The 18073-nt window shown below is 43.3% G+C and carries 15 protein-coding genes; 6 read left to right on the top strand and 9 right to left on the bottom strand.

The window, feature by feature from the left end:
* Window positions 1-11: 11 nt before the first annotated feature.
* From DBT_RS06285 to DBT_RS06270, 4 genes are all read left to right on the top strand, one after another.
* A complete protein-coding gene (locus DBT_RS06285) occupies window positions 12-350 on the top strand; it encodes a P-II family nitrogen regulator (protein ID WP_067617945.1) in 339 nt (112 codons plus the stop codon).
* Entirely contained in the window at window positions 340-2952 is a 2613-nt protein-coding gene (glnD, locus tag DBT_RS06280; protein ID WP_083186676.1) for a [protein-PII] uridylyltransferase, read from the top strand. Before DBT_RS06285 ends, glnD begins: the two co-directional genes overlap by 11 nt.
* Window positions 2953-3009: 57 nt before the next feature.
* Complete coding sequence (gene glnA, locus DBT_RS06275; RefSeq protein WP_067617942.1) at window positions 3010-4422, top strand: type I glutamate--ammonia ligase; 1413 nt, start codon at window positions 3010-3012, stop codon at window positions 4420-4422.
* A gap of 134 nt (window positions 4423-4556) precedes the next feature.
* Window positions 4557-5624: a sensor histidine kinase gene (locus DBT_RS06270; protein WP_067617939.1), complete on the top strand. Its 1068-nt coding sequence runs from the start codon at window positions 4557-4559 to the stop codon at window positions 5622-5624.
* Here the strand turns inward: DBT_RS06270 and DBT_RS06265 are convergent.
* The 8 genes from DBT_RS06265 to DBT_RS06220 all read right to left on the bottom strand — a co-directional run bounded on the left by DBT_RS06265 (window position 5619) and on the right by DBT_RS06220 (window position 15054).
* The gene (locus DBT_RS06265; RefSeq protein WP_067617936.1) at window positions 5619-5879 is read right to left on the bottom strand and encodes a hypothetical protein; all 261 of its coding nucleotides are present in this window, start codon (window positions 5877-5879) and stop codon (window positions 5619-5621) included. The genes DBT_RS06270 and DBT_RS06265 overlap by 6 nt on opposite strands.
* 154 nt (window positions 5880-6033) lie before the next feature.
* On the bottom strand, window positions 6034-7497 hold the full coding sequence (locus tag DBT_RS06260) for a Ni/Fe hydrogenase subunit alpha (RefSeq protein WP_083186675.1): 1464 nt from the start codon (window positions 7495-7497) through the stop codon (window positions 6034-6036).
* On the bottom strand, window positions 7494-8417 hold the full coding sequence (locus tag DBT_RS06255; protein WP_067617933.1) for an NADH-quinone oxidoreductase subunit B family protein: 924 nt from the start codon (window positions 8415-8417) through the stop codon (window positions 7494-7496). The genes DBT_RS06260 and DBT_RS06255 overlap by 4 nt, the downstream gene beginning before the upstream one ends.
* Window positions 8407-8859 carry a hydrogenase iron-sulfur subunit gene (locus tag DBT_RS12480; RefSeq protein ID WP_153304053.1) on the bottom strand — a complete coding sequence of 151 codons (453 nt, stop codon included), beginning with the start codon at window positions 8857-8859 and terminating at the stop codon, window positions 8407-8409. Before DBT_RS12480 ends, DBT_RS06255 begins: the two co-directional genes overlap by 11 nt.
* 31 nt (window positions 8860-8890) lie before the next feature.
* Window positions 8891-11953, bottom strand: a complete 3063-nt coding sequence (locus tag DBT_RS06245) for an FAD-dependent oxidoreductase (RefSeq protein WP_153304052.1) — start codon at window positions 11951-11953, stop codon at window positions 8891-8893.
* Between the two features lie 115 nt (window positions 11954-12068).
* Window positions 12069-13505, bottom strand: coding sequence for a 4Fe-4S dicluster domain-containing protein (locus DBT_RS12715; protein ID WP_279614867.1), 1437 nt, complete (start codon window positions 13503-13505; stop codon window positions 12069-12071).
* A 6-nt stretch (window positions 13506-13511) separates the two neighbouring features.
* Window positions 13512-14021, bottom strand: a complete 510-nt coding sequence (locus DBT_RS06225; protein WP_244155324.1) for a hydrogenase maturation protease — start codon at window positions 14019-14021, stop codon at window positions 13512-13514.
* A gap of 223 nt (window positions 14022-14244) precedes the next feature.
* Window positions 14245-15054 carry an ion transporter gene (locus DBT_RS06220; protein WP_067617914.1) on the bottom strand — a complete coding sequence of 270 codons (810 nt, stop codon included), beginning with the start codon at window positions 15052-15054 and terminating at the stop codon, window positions 14245-14247.
* Window positions 15055-15147: 93 nt separating this feature from the next.
* On the opposite strand from DBT_RS06220, the gene pstS reads away from it, so the two are divergent.
* Together pstS and DBT_RS06210 are read left to right on the top strand one after the other, a co-directional pair.
* Window positions 15148-16218, top strand: a complete 1071-nt coding sequence (pstS, locus tag DBT_RS06215) for a phosphate ABC transporter substrate-binding protein PstS (protein ID WP_083186671.1) — start codon at window positions 15148-15150, stop codon at window positions 16216-16218.
* Between the two features lie 42 nt (window positions 16219-16260).
* Window positions 16261-16956 carry a winged helix-turn-helix domain-containing protein gene (locus DBT_RS06210; RefSeq protein WP_067618204.1) on the top strand — a complete coding sequence of 232 codons (696 nt, stop codon included), beginning with the start codon at window positions 16261-16263 and terminating at the stop codon, window positions 16954-16956.
* 24 nt (window positions 16957-16980) lie between these two features.
* Here DBT_RS06210 and DBT_RS06205 read toward each other — a convergent pair whose 3' ends face one another.
* A complete protein-coding gene (locus tag DBT_RS06205) occupies window positions 16981-17955 on the bottom strand; it encodes a hypothetical protein (protein WP_141674231.1) in 975 nt (324 codons plus the stop codon).
* Window positions 17956-18073: the final 118 nt, after the last annotated feature.

Here is an 18073-nt window from a genome sequence, read left to right as displayed (position 1 = left end):
GGCAACCTATTATGAAAAAAATTGAGGCAATCATCAAACCCTTTAAACTGGATGATGTCAAAGAGGCCCTAAATGAAATCGGAATAAAGGGCATGACAATCTCTGAGGTAAAGGGTTACGGGAGACAAAAAGGGCATAAAGAAATTTATCGTGGAGCAGAATATGTAGTTGATTTTATACCAAAAGTAAAACTAGAAATTATTGTTGAGGCCGAACAGGTGGAACAGGTTATCACAAAGATAAGAGATGCCGCCCAGACTGGAAAGATAGGTGACGGAAAGATCTTTGTCCTGCCAGTTGAAGAGGTAGTAAGAGTTAGGACAGGAGAAAGAGGAAAGGATGCAATCTAGGCCAGTGGAAAAGTCATCTGTTGAAGATGCATATTCCTGGATATTTCAGTCAAGCGTTGACAAACCTGTAATCCTTCCATCTGGAAAAAACATATTGGAAGATTTATGGGCCAGGGGTCTCTCTGGAGAGAGACTCCTCAAGGTCCATTCCAATATAATAGACAAGTGGATAATAAACCTTTTCAATAAACTTCCGTCGGAGATCCAAGACGGAGTTTCCATCATTGCCCTGGGGGGGTATGGCAGGCAAGAGCTATACCCCTATTCCGACATTGATCTAATGATTCTTTATGAACCAGGGCAGCAAAACAATCTCGATGAAGTCTGTAACGCGATATTTTATCCCCTATGGGATTCTAAACGCGAGGTCGGACACGGTGTAAGGACCATAGAGGAATGTATTAAGGAAGCTGACAATGATTTCTTTCTCCTGGTATCTTTTCTCGATGCCAGGCTCATTTGTGGCGATACATGGCTCTTTAACAATTTTATAAACAATATCTTTTCAAAGTTTATAGAGGGGCGGAGAAGACAGTTCGTAGAATCCCTAATTGACCATAGGCGTGAGCGGTTAAAACGCTTTGGAGACCATGCCTATCTTCTTGAGCCCAATATTAAAGACGGAAGAGGTGGTTTAAGGGACTTTCATACAATAATTTGGATCTCAAAGGTACTATTTGGAATCCAAAATCTACAAGGTATTCAAAAAGAAGGAATAATTTCAAAAGAGGAATACGAAAGGCTAAAGGCGGCCTTATTTGAACTCATCAGGGTAAGAAATAGACTACACTTTGTAAGTAACAAAAAAAATGACAGACTATTTTTTGAATACCAAGTTGAAATCGCAAGACTTTTAAAGTTCTCAGACAGTAAAAAAATCCTTGGGGTAGAACAGTTCATGAAAGAGGTCCACGAGGCCCTTAATTCCATAAGCTCTATCACTGATCTATACCTAGAACACGTTTATGAAGTTCTAAACCCAAGGGTACGTGCCCAAAGCTCCACAGTACTTGAACCTGGTATAGAGATCATAAACAAACGAATTGTTATCGACTCAAAGGAGCGCCTTAAAAAAAATCCTCAACTAATAATGAAAATTTTTCATTATTCCGCCCAAAATGATATACCTCTTCACTACAGGACCAAAAAGATTATCAGGGAATGTACACAATATATTGACGAGTCATTTAGAGCTTCCAGCGCTTGTGCCAAATGGTTTGTCGACTCTCTTATGGAGTCAAAAGATCCTCGAAGGCTACTTTTTGTTATGCATCACGAGACAGACGTCTTGTGTAACTACATTCCAGAATTTTCTTTTATCAAGGCCCTTGCCCAGTACGATGTTTATCATGTAAATACTGTGGACATTCATCTGATAGAAACCGTTTTTGAGATATCAAAATTGAGGCAAGAAGAAAAACATCTATTTTCTACACTCACTCGTCCTCATATTTTATTTCTGGCAGCACTCTTTCACGATATTGGTAAAGGATATGGTGAAAACCATTCCCAAAAAGGGGAAGAGCTTGGAAAAGTGATTGGCGAGCGTATGGGACTAACCCATGATGATCTTGAGACCCTGTGTTTTCTCATAAAAAATCACCTGTTCCTGGCTGAAATTGCAACTAAAAGGGACCTTGAAGACGAAGGACTGATATTAAGGTGTGCTCGCCTGATCTCAGATCCAGAACGCCTAACAATGCTCTATCTCCTGACTATAGCAGACGCCAAGGCAACCGGACCTAACGCATGGAGCGACTGGAAGGGGGCCCTTATTCTGGAGCTATACCTCAGGATTGCCCACCTTCTGGAACGTAAAGATCTCCTGGATCCAGACAGAGTGAAGGGCATAGAGTGGATGAAAGAAAAGATCAAAGAGAGGATCGGAGAAGAACATGTCTCTATCCTCGATGATCTTCCAGAAGATTATCTCATGTCCTTTACTCCAGAGGCAATAGAAGAACATCTGAAACTAAAAAAAGAATTGAATAGAAGGCTGGTAATCCTGGTTCCAGAAGATAAGCGTGCCTATTGGTCAATGCTCATCATGACAAAAGACAGGACAGGCCTCCTATCAAAGATATGTGGAGTTCTTGCCCTTGAAAACCTGAAGGTCCTAGCAGCACAGATATTTACTCTTAAAGATGGCACTGTTGTGGATGTCCTCGACGTAGAACCAACCTTTGCAATCGATTTTCAGGAAATGGACTGGAATAAGCTCGAAGAAATGATGAAAAAGGCCATTTCAGGAAGACTTGGACTCCCTCACAGACTTTCACAAAAATTTATGTCTTTTTCCGGTAGCCAGGGCCCAATTTGTCTGGTACAAGGGGAATCTGAAATAAAGATAGATAATGAAGTATCTGACTTTTATACAGTTGTAGATATTATATCTGATCCTAAAATAGGACTTTTGTATTCTATTACTAGAACTATGGCTGACTTTGGTATCAACATATTTAGGGCTAAGATGGGCCCAAGTGCAGATAGAATTTCCCTTTCATTCTATTGTTTAGATGAATATGGAGAAAAGATTACAGATCCTGAATTTTGTAATGAGTTAAAGGATGCACTTTCTTTTGCAACGGAATGCGTATTTTAGGGTCTTAGACCCTGAGAATTATAATCTAGAAAAAAATAAATCTAAGGAGGACGCGTTATGACACCTAAAGATGTGCTTGAATTTGCGAAGGAAAAAGGGGTCAAGGTAGTAGACATTAGATTCCTTGACTATCCTGGAGTCTGGCAGCACTTTTCTGTGCCCATCAGCGAACTTGATGAAGGAAGCTTCGAAGATGGGTACGGATTTGACGGCTCAAGTATAAGGGGCTGGCAGCCAATCAATGCAAGTGACATGCTTGTTATACCAGATCCTTCCACTGCCCAAATCGATCCATTCTTCGAAGAACCAACTCTTGTCCTCATTGGAGACATTGTTGACCCTGTGACAAGGGAGCCATATTCAAGGGACCCCAGGAACATTGCCAAAAAGGCAGAGGCATATCTTAAAAGTACAGGGATAGGTGATATAGCTTACTTCGGCCCAGAGGCAGAATTCTTCATCTTTGACGACGTTCGCTATGAAAATCAACCCAACGGTTGCTTCTATCAGGTTGATTCCATTGAGGGTATCTGGAATTCAGGCCGCGATGAGTGCCCAAACCTTGCCTACAAGCCAAGACACAAAGAAGGCTACTTCCCAGTTCCTCCAACTGACAAGTTCCAGGACATGAGGACAGAAATGCTCCTCACTTTGGAATCCCTCGGTATCGACGTAGAATGCCAGCACCACGAGGTCGCCACTGCTGGTCAGGCTGAAATTGACATGCGCTTCAAACCCCTTCTCCAGATGGGCGACCAGTTAATGTGGTTCAAGTACGTGCTCAAGAATGTGGCATACAAGTACGGTCGCACAGTGACCTTCATGCCCAAACCAATCTTTGGCGACAATGGTACTGGTATGCACACCCATATAAGTATATGGAAAGATGGTGAACCTGTCTTTGCCGGAGACAAGTATGCTGGTCTTTCAGAAACTGCCCTTTATGCCATTGGCGGAATTCTGAAGCACTGCAGGGCCCTTTGCGCCTTCACCAACCCCTCAACCAACTCCTACAAGAGATTGGTCCCAGGCTATGAGGCACCAGTAAATCTGGCATACTCAAGCCGTAACAGGAGTGCAGCAGTTCGTATCCCAATGTACTCTGCATCTCCAAAGGCCAAGAGGATCGAGTTCCGTACTCCTGACCCATCCTGTAATGGTTACCTCGCATTCTCAGCAATGCTCATGGCAGTCCTCGACGGAATCGAAAACAAGATCGACCCAGGCGAACCACTTGACAAGAACATCTATGATCTCCCACCAGAAGAACTCGCAAACATCCCATCTGCTCCAGGTTCCCTTGAAGAGGCAATCAATGCCCTTAAGGAAGACCACGAGTTCTTGCTCAAGGGAGATGTTTTCACTCAGGATGCCATTGACATGTGGATTGAGTACAAGACTGAAAATGAAATCAATCCTGTCAAGCTTCGTCCACATCCATATGAGTTCTTCCTCTACTATGACATCTAATTGTCATTTTTGTTAATTATGAGGAAAAAAAGGGGCCCACGTGGCCCCTTTTTTATTATTTAAAATTTGACTATGGTTCCAAATTTATTATCAATTACATTTGAGTGAAAATTCTTTAGTGACTAGTTACTATCATGCTTAACATATTAAAATCTTACTTGAATAAGGCCCAAAAAAAAGAAACATTACTTGATATTACCAAGACTCCTTCGTCACATACTCTATATAAAGATCTCTTCCTGTTCCTCATAGAAAAGACCCTACACGGTGTTATCGTAATAAATAAAAATAAACACATCGTTCATATAAATAAGGTGGCCATTGAACTGCTGAAACTTCCACAAAATCATGATTATTGGAAGGGAAAATCCATTCTTGAGGTAATACGCTCAAGGTCATTGCTTCAACATGATCCCCCACTTACTTTCACCTTTAAGACTCACTGGGGGGAAACACTATCTGTGGATTACAAGCCTTTTAAATTCAATGATATTGATGAGTTAACTATTCTATTAATACAAAAAAAGAGGACTACCGAAGACCCAGAAAGCATATTGAAAGGTCTTTCAGATGCCGCACACCAATTTCGCACTCCCCTTGCCTCTATACAAGGCTATGCAGAGACATTGTTAGAACAAAAAGATATCCCTGAGGAAAAAAAAGAAGAATTTCTCGCCTTAATAATAAAAAATACTGAAAGGCTCACTAATATTATTAAACATATCTTGCTATTATCGAGAATTCGCCGGGGGCTTAGCAGCGATACTATTAAAAATTTTGACATAATAGGTCTTATTAATGAAATCACTGAACTTTATGAAAATGTTAAATTCATGTCTGATACAGACAGGCTATTGGTAAAGGGCCATCCTGATCTCACCCAAATTGCCTTAAATAGCATAATTGAAAATGCTGTCCAATATGGGGGAGAAGATCAAGAAGTGCTCTTAACTATCCAAGAGAGCTCTGAGTTTGTTGCAATAAACATCATAGATCATGGACCTGGAATCCCCCTTGATAGTCAAAAAAAGATATTTAACCGTTTTTTCAGGGTAAAAGAGACCAAGAAACTCCACCCTGAGGGCACCGGCCTCGGCCTCTCAATTGCAAAAGAGATTGCCCTGGCCCAGGGTGGAGATATTACTGTAGAAAGCCAGTGGGGTAAGGGATCAAAATTTACTTTTTTGATTCCCCGTCTATGACATATTGCCCCTGGCTTCCGCTTCTTCTTTAATATGACAAAATTTTTCAGATCTAGTTATTTTCTGGCTTTCAAGTTCCTCGATTTCCTCCCTGGTAAGGTGAATTTGCCTGCAGACAGGGCACCTGGCATCAAACTCTTCTCCTAAAGCCCTTTCCTTTAATTCGGAAACAGTCATGTGACCAATGTAACCGCATGCACAACTGGGAGACTCAGCTTTTACCATTATCCTCTCACGCTTTTTGTTTTCTTCCATTTTTCCTCTCCTTGGAATCGGGTTTAAAAGGGGATAAAAAAAGGCCAATGCCCAAAGGAAATGGGTAAGCGCTCGCAGGGGGCCCTATGAGGAGGAGGAGGGGAGATTGATGAGCGACTTTATAGTTTATCCTGTGAGCGCTTACCATAAAACCTTATGCCCTTAAATTCCTGACAATATTTCCCTTTGAATCAACAATTGTTACTGACAAGGGAATTCCGCCATCCAGGCGGTGTGTGGCACAGGAAATTCACGGATCGTACGCTCGCACCGCCATTTCAACTCTATTCAAGAGCCCCTCGTCGTATGATCCATTTTTGATTAGAGATTTAGCGGCCTGTGCTACACTCATGTTCATTGGGGCTATGTTGTGAGTGGTACCAACTATCATATTGGCTCTGACTATGCAGCCCTTTTCATCGGTTTCATAGTCATGGATCAGCGTTCCCCTTGGGGCTTCTACACAACCGACGCCGCGACCCGCTCCTGGTTCGCACTTTGAACGGACATTGGGGTCAGTCAACTGTTCGTCCTCAAGCAACTCCACAGTCCTCTCACAGGCATACACAAGTTCTATTAGTCGTGCCCAGTGGTAGAGAAGTGTGCTCTGAGCCGGTCTTCCAAACCTTTCTCTGAACTCTTCAAGGGCCTCTTGTGCCCTGGGAGTAGAAATATGATCACAGACATTGATTCTGGCCAGAGCATTTGAACGATAGATCCCCTTGGGAGAATCTAGGTCCATGGAAAAACCTTCATCCCATACCTTTGCATAGGGCATCTTACCATAGGACCATGGCTCAACGTGCTCTGCTATATAGTCCCGATATTCCTCATATGAAAAATCTACATATGATCCGTCGGGTTTCATGAGACGGAGTTTTCCGTTAAAGAGCCTCAAAGCACCATTTTCATCTACTGTACCCAGAAATCCTGTTGTTATGGCCCCCAGTGTTGCAATTTCGTCTTCATACTTGGAAAACACCTTTTCCTTTGCAAATTTCAAGGCGAAAAGAGAGAAGTCTAGAAGCTGTCTGGACTTTTCTAATAGATCCTGCCTTTCTTCTTCTGTCATAGGCTTAGAAAAACCACCAGGCACAGCAGCTACAGGATGTATGGCCTTTCCTGCAAATCCTTCTATCATCATCTGGCCCATCTGGCGCATCTTCACCACCTCTCTGGCCAAATCCGGTGCCTTTTGGGCTATTCCAAGTACATTTCTCACCCTATAGTCACTATCAGGCCCAATGACAAAGTCCGGGGCTGCCAGGAAGAAAAAGTGGAGGATCTTATCATTTATGTGCGCCATGACCTGGAGTAACTCCCTCAACTTATTTCCTGCAGGGGTTGGAGTCACTCCAAAACAGCCGTCAACTGCCTTTACAGATGCAGTATGATGCATCCATGGACAGATTCCGCAAATACGGTTTACTATCCTAGGCACCTCTTCTGCAGGACGCCCTTCTATGAATTTCTCAAATCCGCGTAGAGACATTATATAAAGCCGGGTATCCTGGACGTTGCCATCGTCATCGAGATGGATAGAGATCTTGGCATGTCCTTCTATTCTGGTAATAGGTTGTATGTTTAAGGTCTTACCCATAACGATATTCTCCATCATTTCTCATGTTTTAACGGTCTTAAAAAACCGTGTGCCCCTGAAAATCGCAAAAGCGAACGTTTATCCTCAATTGATCTCCAGTCTATTCCATTACTTGCAAGGGCATTCATCATGTCGAGCAACTGATTACCATTGAACCGTACTGGTCCATAGCAACCGCGGCACGGCACCCTTGCAGATATACATTTGGGTGCCCCAGAAACAGCGCAGCCCGCTGCAGTCACAGGCCCCATGCACATATATCCTTGTTCCAGCAGACACCTCATGCGTTCCAAAGGTTCGCCAGGGGTGAAGTTGGCATTCTCTAAAAACCTCTTCACTCCCTTTACGTCTCCCTTACCCTTTCTTAGGGTCGGACATGTGCTACACACGCTTTTGTCTGGAAGCGTAGGACTTTTCCCTGAAATGAGGGCCTTCAAGACACTTGCAATATGTTCCGAATTAGGAGGACACCCTGGCACCATCAAATCCACCTTAACTTGTTCGTCCAGCGCATAGACCCTGTCCAGCATCTTTGGAATCCCTTCAGAGGGGATCTCGCAATCATCAGTAGTTGAAGTGGAATAAATGGTCTCCATGGCCTCCTTCTTAGTCCACTGATTCAAAAGGGACGGAATTCCTCCGTGTGTAGCGCAAGTCCCAAGGGCTATTAGGAAGTTACAGCGGGATCTTACCTTTTCCAGTACCTCCAAGTGCTCGTCATTGGCTACTCCACCAGAGACCAGGGCAACATCTGCCTCAGGGATGTCCAAATCATTCTCCTGGCCTGTCTGTCCAAAGTATTTCTTGTCCATTAAAACTGGTATGTGCACTAGCTCCACCCGTTCCAACAGGTCCAGTAGCTCCTCGCCAATATTTAATATGGCGATTTCACATCCTGAACATGAATGGAGCCATTCGCTAACTACCTTAACTCCCATTTTGACACTCCTTTGCCTTTTGTGCTTCCCTGTAAAACAGGCTATTGGCATGTGGTCCCAGCGCCTTGATCCTGTTGGTCATCTCTGTAACTTCCTGTACAAATTTGTCAGGTTCAGAGGATGAGCACCAGGCAATATGGAACCGTTCAGGATCATAACCAAATTCTTTTAATACGTCCTTTATCATTTTTGCTCTTTCATAGGCTACGTAATTACCATCCTGGTAATGACACTCTCCAAGGTGTCACCCGAGGACCATTACGCCGTCTGCGCCAAAATTCAGGGCTTCCAGGACAAGGTCTGGATGCACCATACCTGAACACATGACCCTGATTATTCTTACATTTGGGGGATATTCCATTCTGGAAATCCCAGCAAGATCTGCTGCTGCATAGGAGCACCAGTTACAACAAAAGGCGGTTATCTTGGGTTCGTAGCTCATATCGATTCAGACCTCCTGTTATTTTCACCTATCAAGCAGCCAGAGCCGCTTTGATCTGTGCCCTGAGTTGTTCCATTGAAAAGCCGGCAACATTGACCCCCTCTTTCGGACATGTCCCCTGGCAAAGACCGCAACCTTTGCATTGAGCCTTGTTAATATTTATGGATTTGTGAATGTCGCCATTTTCGTCTCTGGTTTCCACAAGGCTTATGGCATTGAAGGGGCAAACATCTATACAAAGAGCACAGCCGTCACATTTTTGAGGGTTGACGTTTGCCTTTATGGCTTCAAGAGCTATGGATTCCCTGGCCAGAAGGGCCGCTGCCTTTGCTGCTGCTGCCTTTGCCTGGGCAATAGATTCTTCTATGGGTTTTGGATAATGGGTCAATCCAGCCATAAAGAGACCATCTGTAGCAAAATCCACTGGTCTCAGTTTGGCATGGGCCTCTTGGAAGAAGCCATCGGAATCCACTGGCACCTTGAAAAGCTTTGCTAGGTTCTTGGCATCTGGATTTGGGACAATAGCCGATGCAAGTACCACTAGATCAGTCACAATCTCCAGTGGACGGTGAAGCACGTGGTCCCAAACCTCGACTTTCATTTGATGAGAGTCCTCGATAGGACTAACTCGCGGTTTTCCATGGAGTTCGTAATTGATGAAGATGATACCCATCTCCCTGGCCTGCCTGTACAAGGCCTCACGTTCTCCATAAGTACGCATGTCTCTGTAAAGGATGTATACTGACCGAGATGGATCTTCCTTTTTGAGATCAATTGCTGCCTGAACAGAATGAGTACAACACACGCGTGAACAGTAATTTCTATCGTCCTCTCGTGAGCCAACACACTGTATGAACACGAAAGATTTGGCCCGTCTTATGCGATAATCCCCTGCCCTTTTTATGGCATCGAATTCTATGGAAGTGAAGACGCCATCCAGCTTTCCGTATCCGTATTCATTGGGCCTAAAACGTTGGCCACCGATGGCGATTATCCCAATACCGTGTTCGATGGTCTTCTTCTTTCCTCTGCTGTATATTGTAGTGGAGTAATTGCCAACATATCCATCGACATCTATTACTTTAGATTCCAAGTGGACATTGATCTTTGGATGGTCAAATACCTTCTGGATTAATTTCTGAAGGTATCCTTGAATATCCTCATTTGTCCATGTTTGGTGCAGAAACCTGGCATTTCCTCCTAATTCTCTACCCTTTTCTACAAGGTCTACATCAAATCCCTGTTCTGCCAAACTAAGGGCACTTTCCATTCCGGCAACGCCCCCACCAATTACGAGACCCCTTTGGGTTATAGGCACATTGATCTGATTCAAAGGTCCCTGCAATGCCACCTTTGAAACAGCCATCCTAACGAGATCCTTGGCTTTTTGGGTGGCCTGTTGAGGATTGTTCTGGTGTACCCAGGAATCTTGATTCCTTATGTTTGCCATCTCGAATAGGTATTCGTTGAGTCCTGCAGCCTTTAACGTCTCTCTGAAGAGAGATTCATGGGTCCTTGGTGTACATGCAGCAACAACGATCCTGTTTAGTCCCTTTTTCTGAATGATATCCTTCATGATTTCTTGAGTATCCTGGGAACAGGTAAAGAGGTTCCTCTCCACGTGTTCGACATATGGAAGGGTTGCTGCATAATCAGCCAGGGACTCCACATCAACTACTGATGCGATATTTGAACCGCAGTGGCAGACAAATACCCCAATCCTGGGTTGTTCCTTGGCCACGTCTCGTTCAGGGGGAAACTCTTTCTCCCTGGTCATGGAATTTCGAACCCGTGCCAATACTTCGGCTGCTCCTGCCGCTGCTGCAGAACCTTCCATGACCGATTGAGGAATGTCCTTCGGACCTGCGAAGGCCCCACAGGTAAAGATTCCAGGTCTAGAGGTGAGAACTGGATTAAAGGCAGAGGTAGCGGCAAAATTATTTAAAGTAAGTTGTATGCCTGCCTTATTGGCCAGCTCTATTACTGACTTTGGTGTTTCCAGACCCACGGAAAGGACCACAAGGTCATAGTATTCTTCGATCTGACGACCTTCTTCATTTATGTAATGGATTCTAAGGTCTCCGTCTTCGCCGTGGGGTTCCACTCCGTGGACCCTACACCTTACAAACCGTACTCCGGATTCATCCTTAGCCCTCTGGTAGTAACGATCAAAATCTTTCCCATTGGTGCGCATGTCCATGAAAAATATGGAGGTCACAAGGTCAGGTACGTGATCCTTGGCAATAACAGCCTCTTTTATGGCGTACATGCAGCACACAGATGAGCAATATTCATTAGAACACCTGTTCTTATCCCTGCTGCCCACGCATTGCAAAAAAGCAACCTTGCGTACAGACTTTCCGTCAGAGGGACGTATGAGATGTCCTTCAGTGGGGCCTGAGGAAGAAAGGAAGCGCTCAAACTGAAGTGACGTGATTACATTTGGATATTGTCCATAGCCCCATACTTTTGCCTCTTTGGGATCAAAACACTCAAAGCCAGGGGCCATAATTATGGAACCGACTTGTATTGTGAGTTCCTTTTCTGTGTCGTCAAATTTTATGGCACCTGCAGGGCATACCTTCTCACAAAAACCACACTTACCAGGTTTGTTTAGGCGTATGCAGGACTTAGGATCTATTTGATATTTCAGAGGAACAGCTTGAGGATACTTTACGTAAATGGCCTTACGCTTGGAAATGCCGACATTGTATTCGTCCAACACCGACTTAGGACATTTGGAAGCACATTCTCCACAGGCTATGCATTTGTCTACATCTACGTAACGTGGATGCTGTTTGATCTTGACTGAAAAGTTTCCTTCTTCACCCTCAATGTCCATGACCTCGCTCAAGGTCATCAATTGTATATTTAAGTGCCGACCGCACTCCACCAACTTGGGTGCCAAAATTCACATTGCACAGTCATTGGTAGGAAAGGTTTTATCAAGCTGGGCCATAGCGCCTCCTATGGCACCGCTTCTCTCTACTAGATATACAAAGTATCCGGCATCAGCCAGGTCCAACGCGGCTTGAATGCCTGAGACACCGCCTCCTATTACCATAACAGAACCAATGGCATCTTTAACTGACATGATAACCTCCTTCATTTCCCATATGCTATGTATAATCGCCTACAGAATGCCCCAAATATGAGGCAGAGAGAGCCTAGCTCCCAACAACAAAACAGATAGGATGCTCTGTGAGCGATTATGGCAAAATCAGAGAATCGGCCACCAACTCCCACAGGTATTTGACCTCTATATTCAAGTCGTATTCGTGTGCTAAACTCTTCTTGATCTGATCACGGCAGTTATGACAGGGCGCTATGACCAGTTCAGCTCCTGTCTCCTCTATTTGCCTTGCCTTTATACGCCCGTAATAGACCCTTTCAGCGCTAAATGGCATGGCCCAGGCACCGCCTCCTGCACCACAACAATAGTTACCTTCACGGTTGGGGTTCATGTCTTTGAAATCAGGACAGCATTCTCTGGTAATAATACGTCCTTCCTCAAAATAACCGTGACCAAAGGTCTTCAATGACTTTCTGCCGTAGTTACAGGGATCGTGATATGTCGTGCGCTTGGCGTGGACAGTATTGTCGATGGAGATTCGCCCTTCTTTTATGTACTCCATCAAGAGATCAAAGATAGAATAAATCTTGTATTTTTTGAGCAACTCAGGAAACCACTTGCTCAACCCGTACCGGGTTGCAAAATATGCATGACCTCACTCCGGTAGTAGAAGCCCCTCGCAATTAAGCCTCTGTAGATTGTCTACAATACGGCTAACGATTGTCTTCATGGCCTCGTCGTCTCCGGAAAATAGGCCCCAGTTGACACCTTCCCAGTTCTCAGAAGAAATTGTCCAGGATTCACCGGCTGCATAAAAGATCTTCCACCACCATTTCATGTCATCTGGCTCAGCAAAGGGTTCTTTGGAATTCACAGTGACCAGGATTCGTGCTCCCCTAACATCCACTGGGGTAGAGAACCCAGGACATGCCTCTTCTGAGAGCTCTTGGCCAAGATCCTCTAGGAGAAACAAGAAGTCGTCTTTGGGAATCCCCAGATTGTTTCCTCGCTCTAGGCAGTTTTGAACTCCTTTGTGTATAGGCCCAGGGACCCGATCTCTTGGCCTGAGAGATCGGATTTTCCTTATAAGCTGGACGATCTTGACATTCATAGGACAGGCTTCTTCACATTTTGCACACATGGTGCACTTCCAAACCCAGTTACTGTTTACGAGGCCTTCTTCGAGGCCAAAAAGTGCCATACGTACGATCTTTCGCGGATCTAGCCCATCGACCCCTGCTATAGGACAGGCACTGGCACATGTTCCACAGGTAAGGCAGACGTCTGCCCAGGCAGGATCAGGACATAGCGTCTTGGAATTATCCTTATCAATAACCAGAGGTTCAGGAATATTATCTGCCTTCTCAGCACCATTTTTTTCTGGTATTTCTGGTATAAATCGCGGCTTTTTCCCAAACCTTTCACAGAGAGCCAGGTAATCGCTCCATTCCATTAAATAGCGCCTACCTGGTCCCTCTTTGGCGGCTATGGCTCCATTTTTTATCCAGTTTCGCACCGTATTTCGATGTACTCCAAACTCTTCTGCCAAATCCCTTATCCTGAATTCAAACATCATTGGTTACCTCACTTCTGATTCATCGAATATTATTTTTTTTATGATATTGCAGGCCAGGGGCACGGCCTCGGCAACCGACTGGGACAAACCAGGACACACGCTTTCTGGTATGGATTCAGGTTGGACAGCCACTATTATTACTTCTGTACCAGTACCTTCTGCCAACTCTGAAAGCATGTTTACGGTAGGAAATTGATGAAGGGAAAAATCGTGTACTTTTTCGTGAGGAATCTCAGAAGGAGAAATTAGAAAGACCTCCCCAGCCCTTCTACCCTGCTGACTTGCCGCGTCCACAATAACGATCTTTCTTGGACGCAACGAAGGATCCAATATATAGTCAAATAGGACCTCCCGAATACCCGTCCCTACATCCTCTAACACCACATCAGGAGGCAAATTCTTGATCTGATTTAATTTTTCGATAACTGCACTACCAAAGCCATCGTCCCCAAAAAGGGGATTACCACATCCAAAAACAGCTATACGTTTATGTTCTCTATTTAACCATTTCAAGACAAGCACCATTGTGCGATTTGTGCATTTATTTCAACTTAAGTCTTTAACGCTTGTGTGATTAAACTATTTTTTTGATAATGTCAATCAAAAATAATGATTTTTTAATTTTTATATGTGACAATAAACACGACTTTGCACAAATTGCACAACATTCTATTCTATATTCGAAATGTGAAGGCCCTTAGGAAAAACTCGTTTAATCTTTTTTTAATTTTAGGTTCTACAATTTTGCACCACAATACTTACAGTAGATAGCGTCGGCATCATGGCCTTCAGAACTACATACAGGGCATGTTCGGGTAAGAACTTTTTTGTTGGTGGTACGTGACATTTCCACTGTAACTATGCCTGTTGGCACAGCAATGATGCTATACCCCAAAATCATTACAATAGAGGAAAGTGCCTGTCCTAAAGGGGTTTGCGGAGATATGTCTCCGTATCCAACTGTGGTGAGCGTTACAATAGCCCAGTAAATACTGCGGGGAATGCTGGTAAAGCCATTTTCTTCGCCCTCTATGACGTACATTATTGAACCTAATATAATGACCAATGACAAAACCGAGACCAGAAATACCGTAATCTTTCGACTGCTAGCCCGTAAGGCCAGTAAAAGCGAGCGCGCCTCTCCGAGGTATTGCACCAGCTTAAGGACTCGAAAAACACGCAATACCCGTAAGATTCTGATGACCAACAAATAGTGGGTAGCGGGAAACAAAATACCTAAATAAGTAGGCAAGATGGCGAGTAAATCAACAACCCCAAAGAAGCTCTTAGCATACTTTAACGGCTGTTGCACGCAATATAATCTCGCTACGTATTCAATGGTAAAAAGGATAGTAAATCCCCACTCAAGGGCGTTAAACAATGGGGCAAAGCGTTCATGAAATTGGCGCACACTGTCCAGCATCACCACCAACACACTGAAGACAATGATACCTATAAGTATCACATCGAATGCCTTACCTGCTGGAGTGTCTGCTTTAAAGATAATTTCGTATAACCGAGAACGAAAACTAGAGGGCTTTGGCATTACTTTATGTTCACCTCTTTGTCACAAATCTGTCACATAGATGTAACATTTTAATCTTATGTTAAGGCAAAAACACAAATGGAGGAAGATTTTATGACTAGCTTTATCCGATCACTCAGACAAAAAACTGCCATGGTAATCCTCTTTTTAGGCATTGGATTGGCCTTTTGGTCTAATGCCAACTCAGCAGAAATTATCACTGGAGCAGGTGCCACATTTCCCTATCCGATATATTCCAAATGGGCACACAGTTATGCTAAAGAGACAGGCATTAAGCTCAACTATCAGTCTATTGGATCAGGGGGAGGAATTCGACAAATTAAGGCACGTGCAGTAGATTTTGGAGCATCAGATGCCCCTCTTAACGCAAACGAACTCAATGAAGCAGGCCTCCTTCAATTTCCTATGGTAATTGGTGGTGTAGTTCCCGTGGTCAACATCAAGGGGATTGGCTCCAATGTCCTCAAGCTAGATGGGGAAACCCTCGCTTTGATATTTCTTGGGGCCATTAAATACTGGGATGACCCCAGAATAAAACAACTGAATCAGGGGATAAAACTCCCTCATTTAAAAATTTATGTAGTCCATAGGTCAGATGGTTCTGGTACTACATGGATTTTTAGTAAGTACTTGAGCAGTATGAGTCCAAAGTGGCAAGAAAAAGTTGGGGTAGGCAAAGCCTTAAAATGGCCTACTGGTGTTGGAGGAAAAGGAAATGAAGGGGTGGCTGCCTATGTGAAACGTCTAAAGGGCTCCATAGGCTATGTGGAGTTTGCATATGCAAAACAAAATAACTTGACTTCAGTTTTACTCAAAAACAAGGACGGAAACTTTGTATCTCCAACCATTGACTCTTTCCAAGCAGCTGCTAAAAATGCCGACTGGATCAATACTCCAGGGATGGCGGTTGTCCTTGTAAATCAGCCTGGTAAAAATTCCTGGCCTATTACAGGGGCTTCTTTTATCTTGATCTACAAGGAACAAAAGGATAAAAATAGAGCTATTACTATGTTAAAGTTTTTTGATTGGTGCTATAAAAACGGCACTGAAATGGCACGAGACCTACTTTATGTTCCTATGCCCTTAAAAGTTGTACAAATAGTAGAACAAATGTGGGCCAAAGAAATTACCGTAAATGGGGAACCAATTTGGCCAAGCCATTAAAAAAAGAAAGGTGTGGCCGGGAAAATTCCCGGCCTTCTCTTTATGGATAGGCCCAAAAGAATCCTAATTGTTGAGGACGATCCAGAGATCGCAAACATTGAGCAATTCAATCTGGATGCCGCTGGCTTTGATACCAAAGCCATTGCCTATGGTGGTGGTATCTTTCATGAAATTCGCAACTTTGCTCCTGACCTTATTATCCTGGACATAATGTTGCCAGACGTGGATGGCTTTGAAATCATAAAGGCCTTAAAAGAGAGAAACGATACCAGGTCTATCCCCGTTATTATGGTCACTGCGAAAGATGCCCAAGACGATCGTATTTACGGCCTTGAACTTGGAGCGGACGACTACGTGGTCAAGCCCTTTAGCCCTAGAGAACTCGTACTGAGGGCAAGGGCAGTACTCAAAAGGGCCGGAGCCGGAGACTATATTGAAAATCCACAAAACATCATTGAAAAAGGCATTCTCAGGATTGACAAGGCAGGGGTGAAAGTAACAGTTGCACAAAAAGAGATTGAACTGACAAGAGTTGAATTCAAGCTTCTCACCTATCTTGCAGAACATCCTTCCATAGTCCTAACCAGACAAATGCTTATGGAACAAGTCTGGGGTTACAACTATCCAGTCAATTCCAGGACCGTAGATACTCACATAAGAAGGCTGAGAAAGAAATTAGGACAAGCAGCTGATTACATTGAGACTGTTCGAGGCATTGGATATAAATTTAAGATATAGATATTAATCTCAAATATAACATTTTTAAAAGAATCTTTCAGCCCTGTTGTAAACATATGTAAGACACATGGCAAAGACTGCAGCCATGAGACCAATCATGACATCAAAATAAATTGGAGCAGTGAGACATAAACGCATTAAAAGAGTAGCTATAGCATAGCCAGAATTTCTGAACATATCCTTAAAGGAAGGGAAAAATTTATGTGAGATCAACACAATAAGTATATCGCTAAAGATTAATATTGTATAGAATTCTTGAAAAAAGTTTACATGTGGTTTTCCATAATATGCGGCAAAGGCATTATAAATACCTAAACTAATGAATATCAAGATTAAAAGGAGCGAAATACACTTTTTAGCCCCAACGAAATAATAAATTGTAACGCCAGATTCCACGCCTTCTCTTGGTTGCTTCAATTTTTGATAAATAGTCAATGAAATGAAAAGTAGAAGGGCCCCAAAGGCATAACTACCAATCTGAAATATGATATCCAAATGAGCTGAAAAATTAATCGGTTCTTCAAATTCAATTAAAAGTTTAAAACAATTTCTTAAAAAAATAAGAGAAAGTATTTCTAGCTGCTTGGCTACGGCCATTGTTACAGAACACGGGAGCACAAATATAAATGTTATTACCTCGAAAATCAAAAGTAATGAAAACGCCAAATGAACTGCATCAAAAGGATTCTTAGGGATTTTCTGGCCAAGGAATTCAGGCAATACCCCATGTCTGTTCATCTCTATTACGGTAAGCCAGAAAAGAAAAATAAAAATCAATAAAGATGCAACAAACTTCTGGGTTTTTTCCCTTTCCCACCAATAATGTATTGGATCATAAATATACGTAACTAAAGCAATAAACTTTTCAAAAAAATTCATTCTTACTTTGCCTCCATGCATTGAGGAGTCGCAGGATGCCATTGGTAAATGATGATTTTCTATGAATAAAAAGCCAGACAATCCCCTAACTAATAGGATATTCCATATGGTCTTATCCATCTATTATAAGGAGCTACACTAAAAATAGGCAAGATGCCTTTTGATAAAAAAAACACAAACCTCAGGGCCTGGAACAGGCACTGGCAAAGGCCACTAAACCAGCTTCCAGGCCAATGAT

It is taken from the genome of Dissulfuribacter thermophilus (assembly GCF_001687335.1).
In the GTDB taxonomy this organism is placed as follows: Bacteria; Desulfobacterota; Dissulfuribacteria; order Dissulfuribacterales; family Dissulfuribacteraceae; genus Dissulfuribacter; species Dissulfuribacter thermophilus.
This window is presented reverse-complemented; position numbering and strand designations above follow the sequence as displayed.

Bases quoted from the DNA above. Each gene is read 5' to 3' on its own strand.
- DBT_RS06285 (WP_067617945.1), top strand. From the start codon at position 12: ATGAAAAAAATTGAGGCAATCATCAAACCCTTTAAACTGGATGATGTC.
- glnD (WP_083186676.1), top strand. From the start codon at position 340: ATGCAATCTAGGCCAGTGGAAAAGTCATCTGTTGAAGATGCATATTCC.
- glnA (WP_067617942.1), top strand. From the start codon at position 3,010: ATGACACCTAAAGATGTGCTTGAATTTGCGAAGGAAAAAGGGGTCAAG.
- DBT_RS06270 (WP_067617939.1), top strand. From the start codon at position 4,557: ATGCTTAACATATTAAAATCTTACTTGAATAAGGCCCAAAAAAAAGAA.
- DBT_RS06265 (WP_067617936.1), bottom strand. From the start codon at position 5,879: ATGGAAGAAAACAAAAAGCGTGAGAGGATAATGGTAAAAGCTGAGTCT.
- DBT_RS06255 (WP_067617933.1), bottom strand. From the start codon at position 8,417: ATGGGAGTTAAGGTAGTTAGCGAATGGCTCCATTCATGTTCAGGATGT.
- DBT_RS06220 (WP_067617914.1), bottom strand. From the start codon at position 15,054: ATGCCAAAGCCCTCTAGTTTTCGTTCTCGGTTATACGAAATTATCTTT.
- pstS (WP_083186671.1), top strand. From the start codon at position 15,148: ATGACTAGCTTTATCCGATCACTCAGACAAAAAACTGCCATGGTAATC.
- DBT_RS06210 (WP_067618204.1), top strand. From the start codon at position 16,261: ATGGATAGGCCCAAAAGAATCCTAATTGTTGAGGACGATCCAGAGATC.
- DBT_RS06205 (WP_141674231.1), bottom strand. From the start codon at position 17,955: ATGGATAAGACCATATGGAATATCCTATTAGTTAGGGGATTGTCTGGC.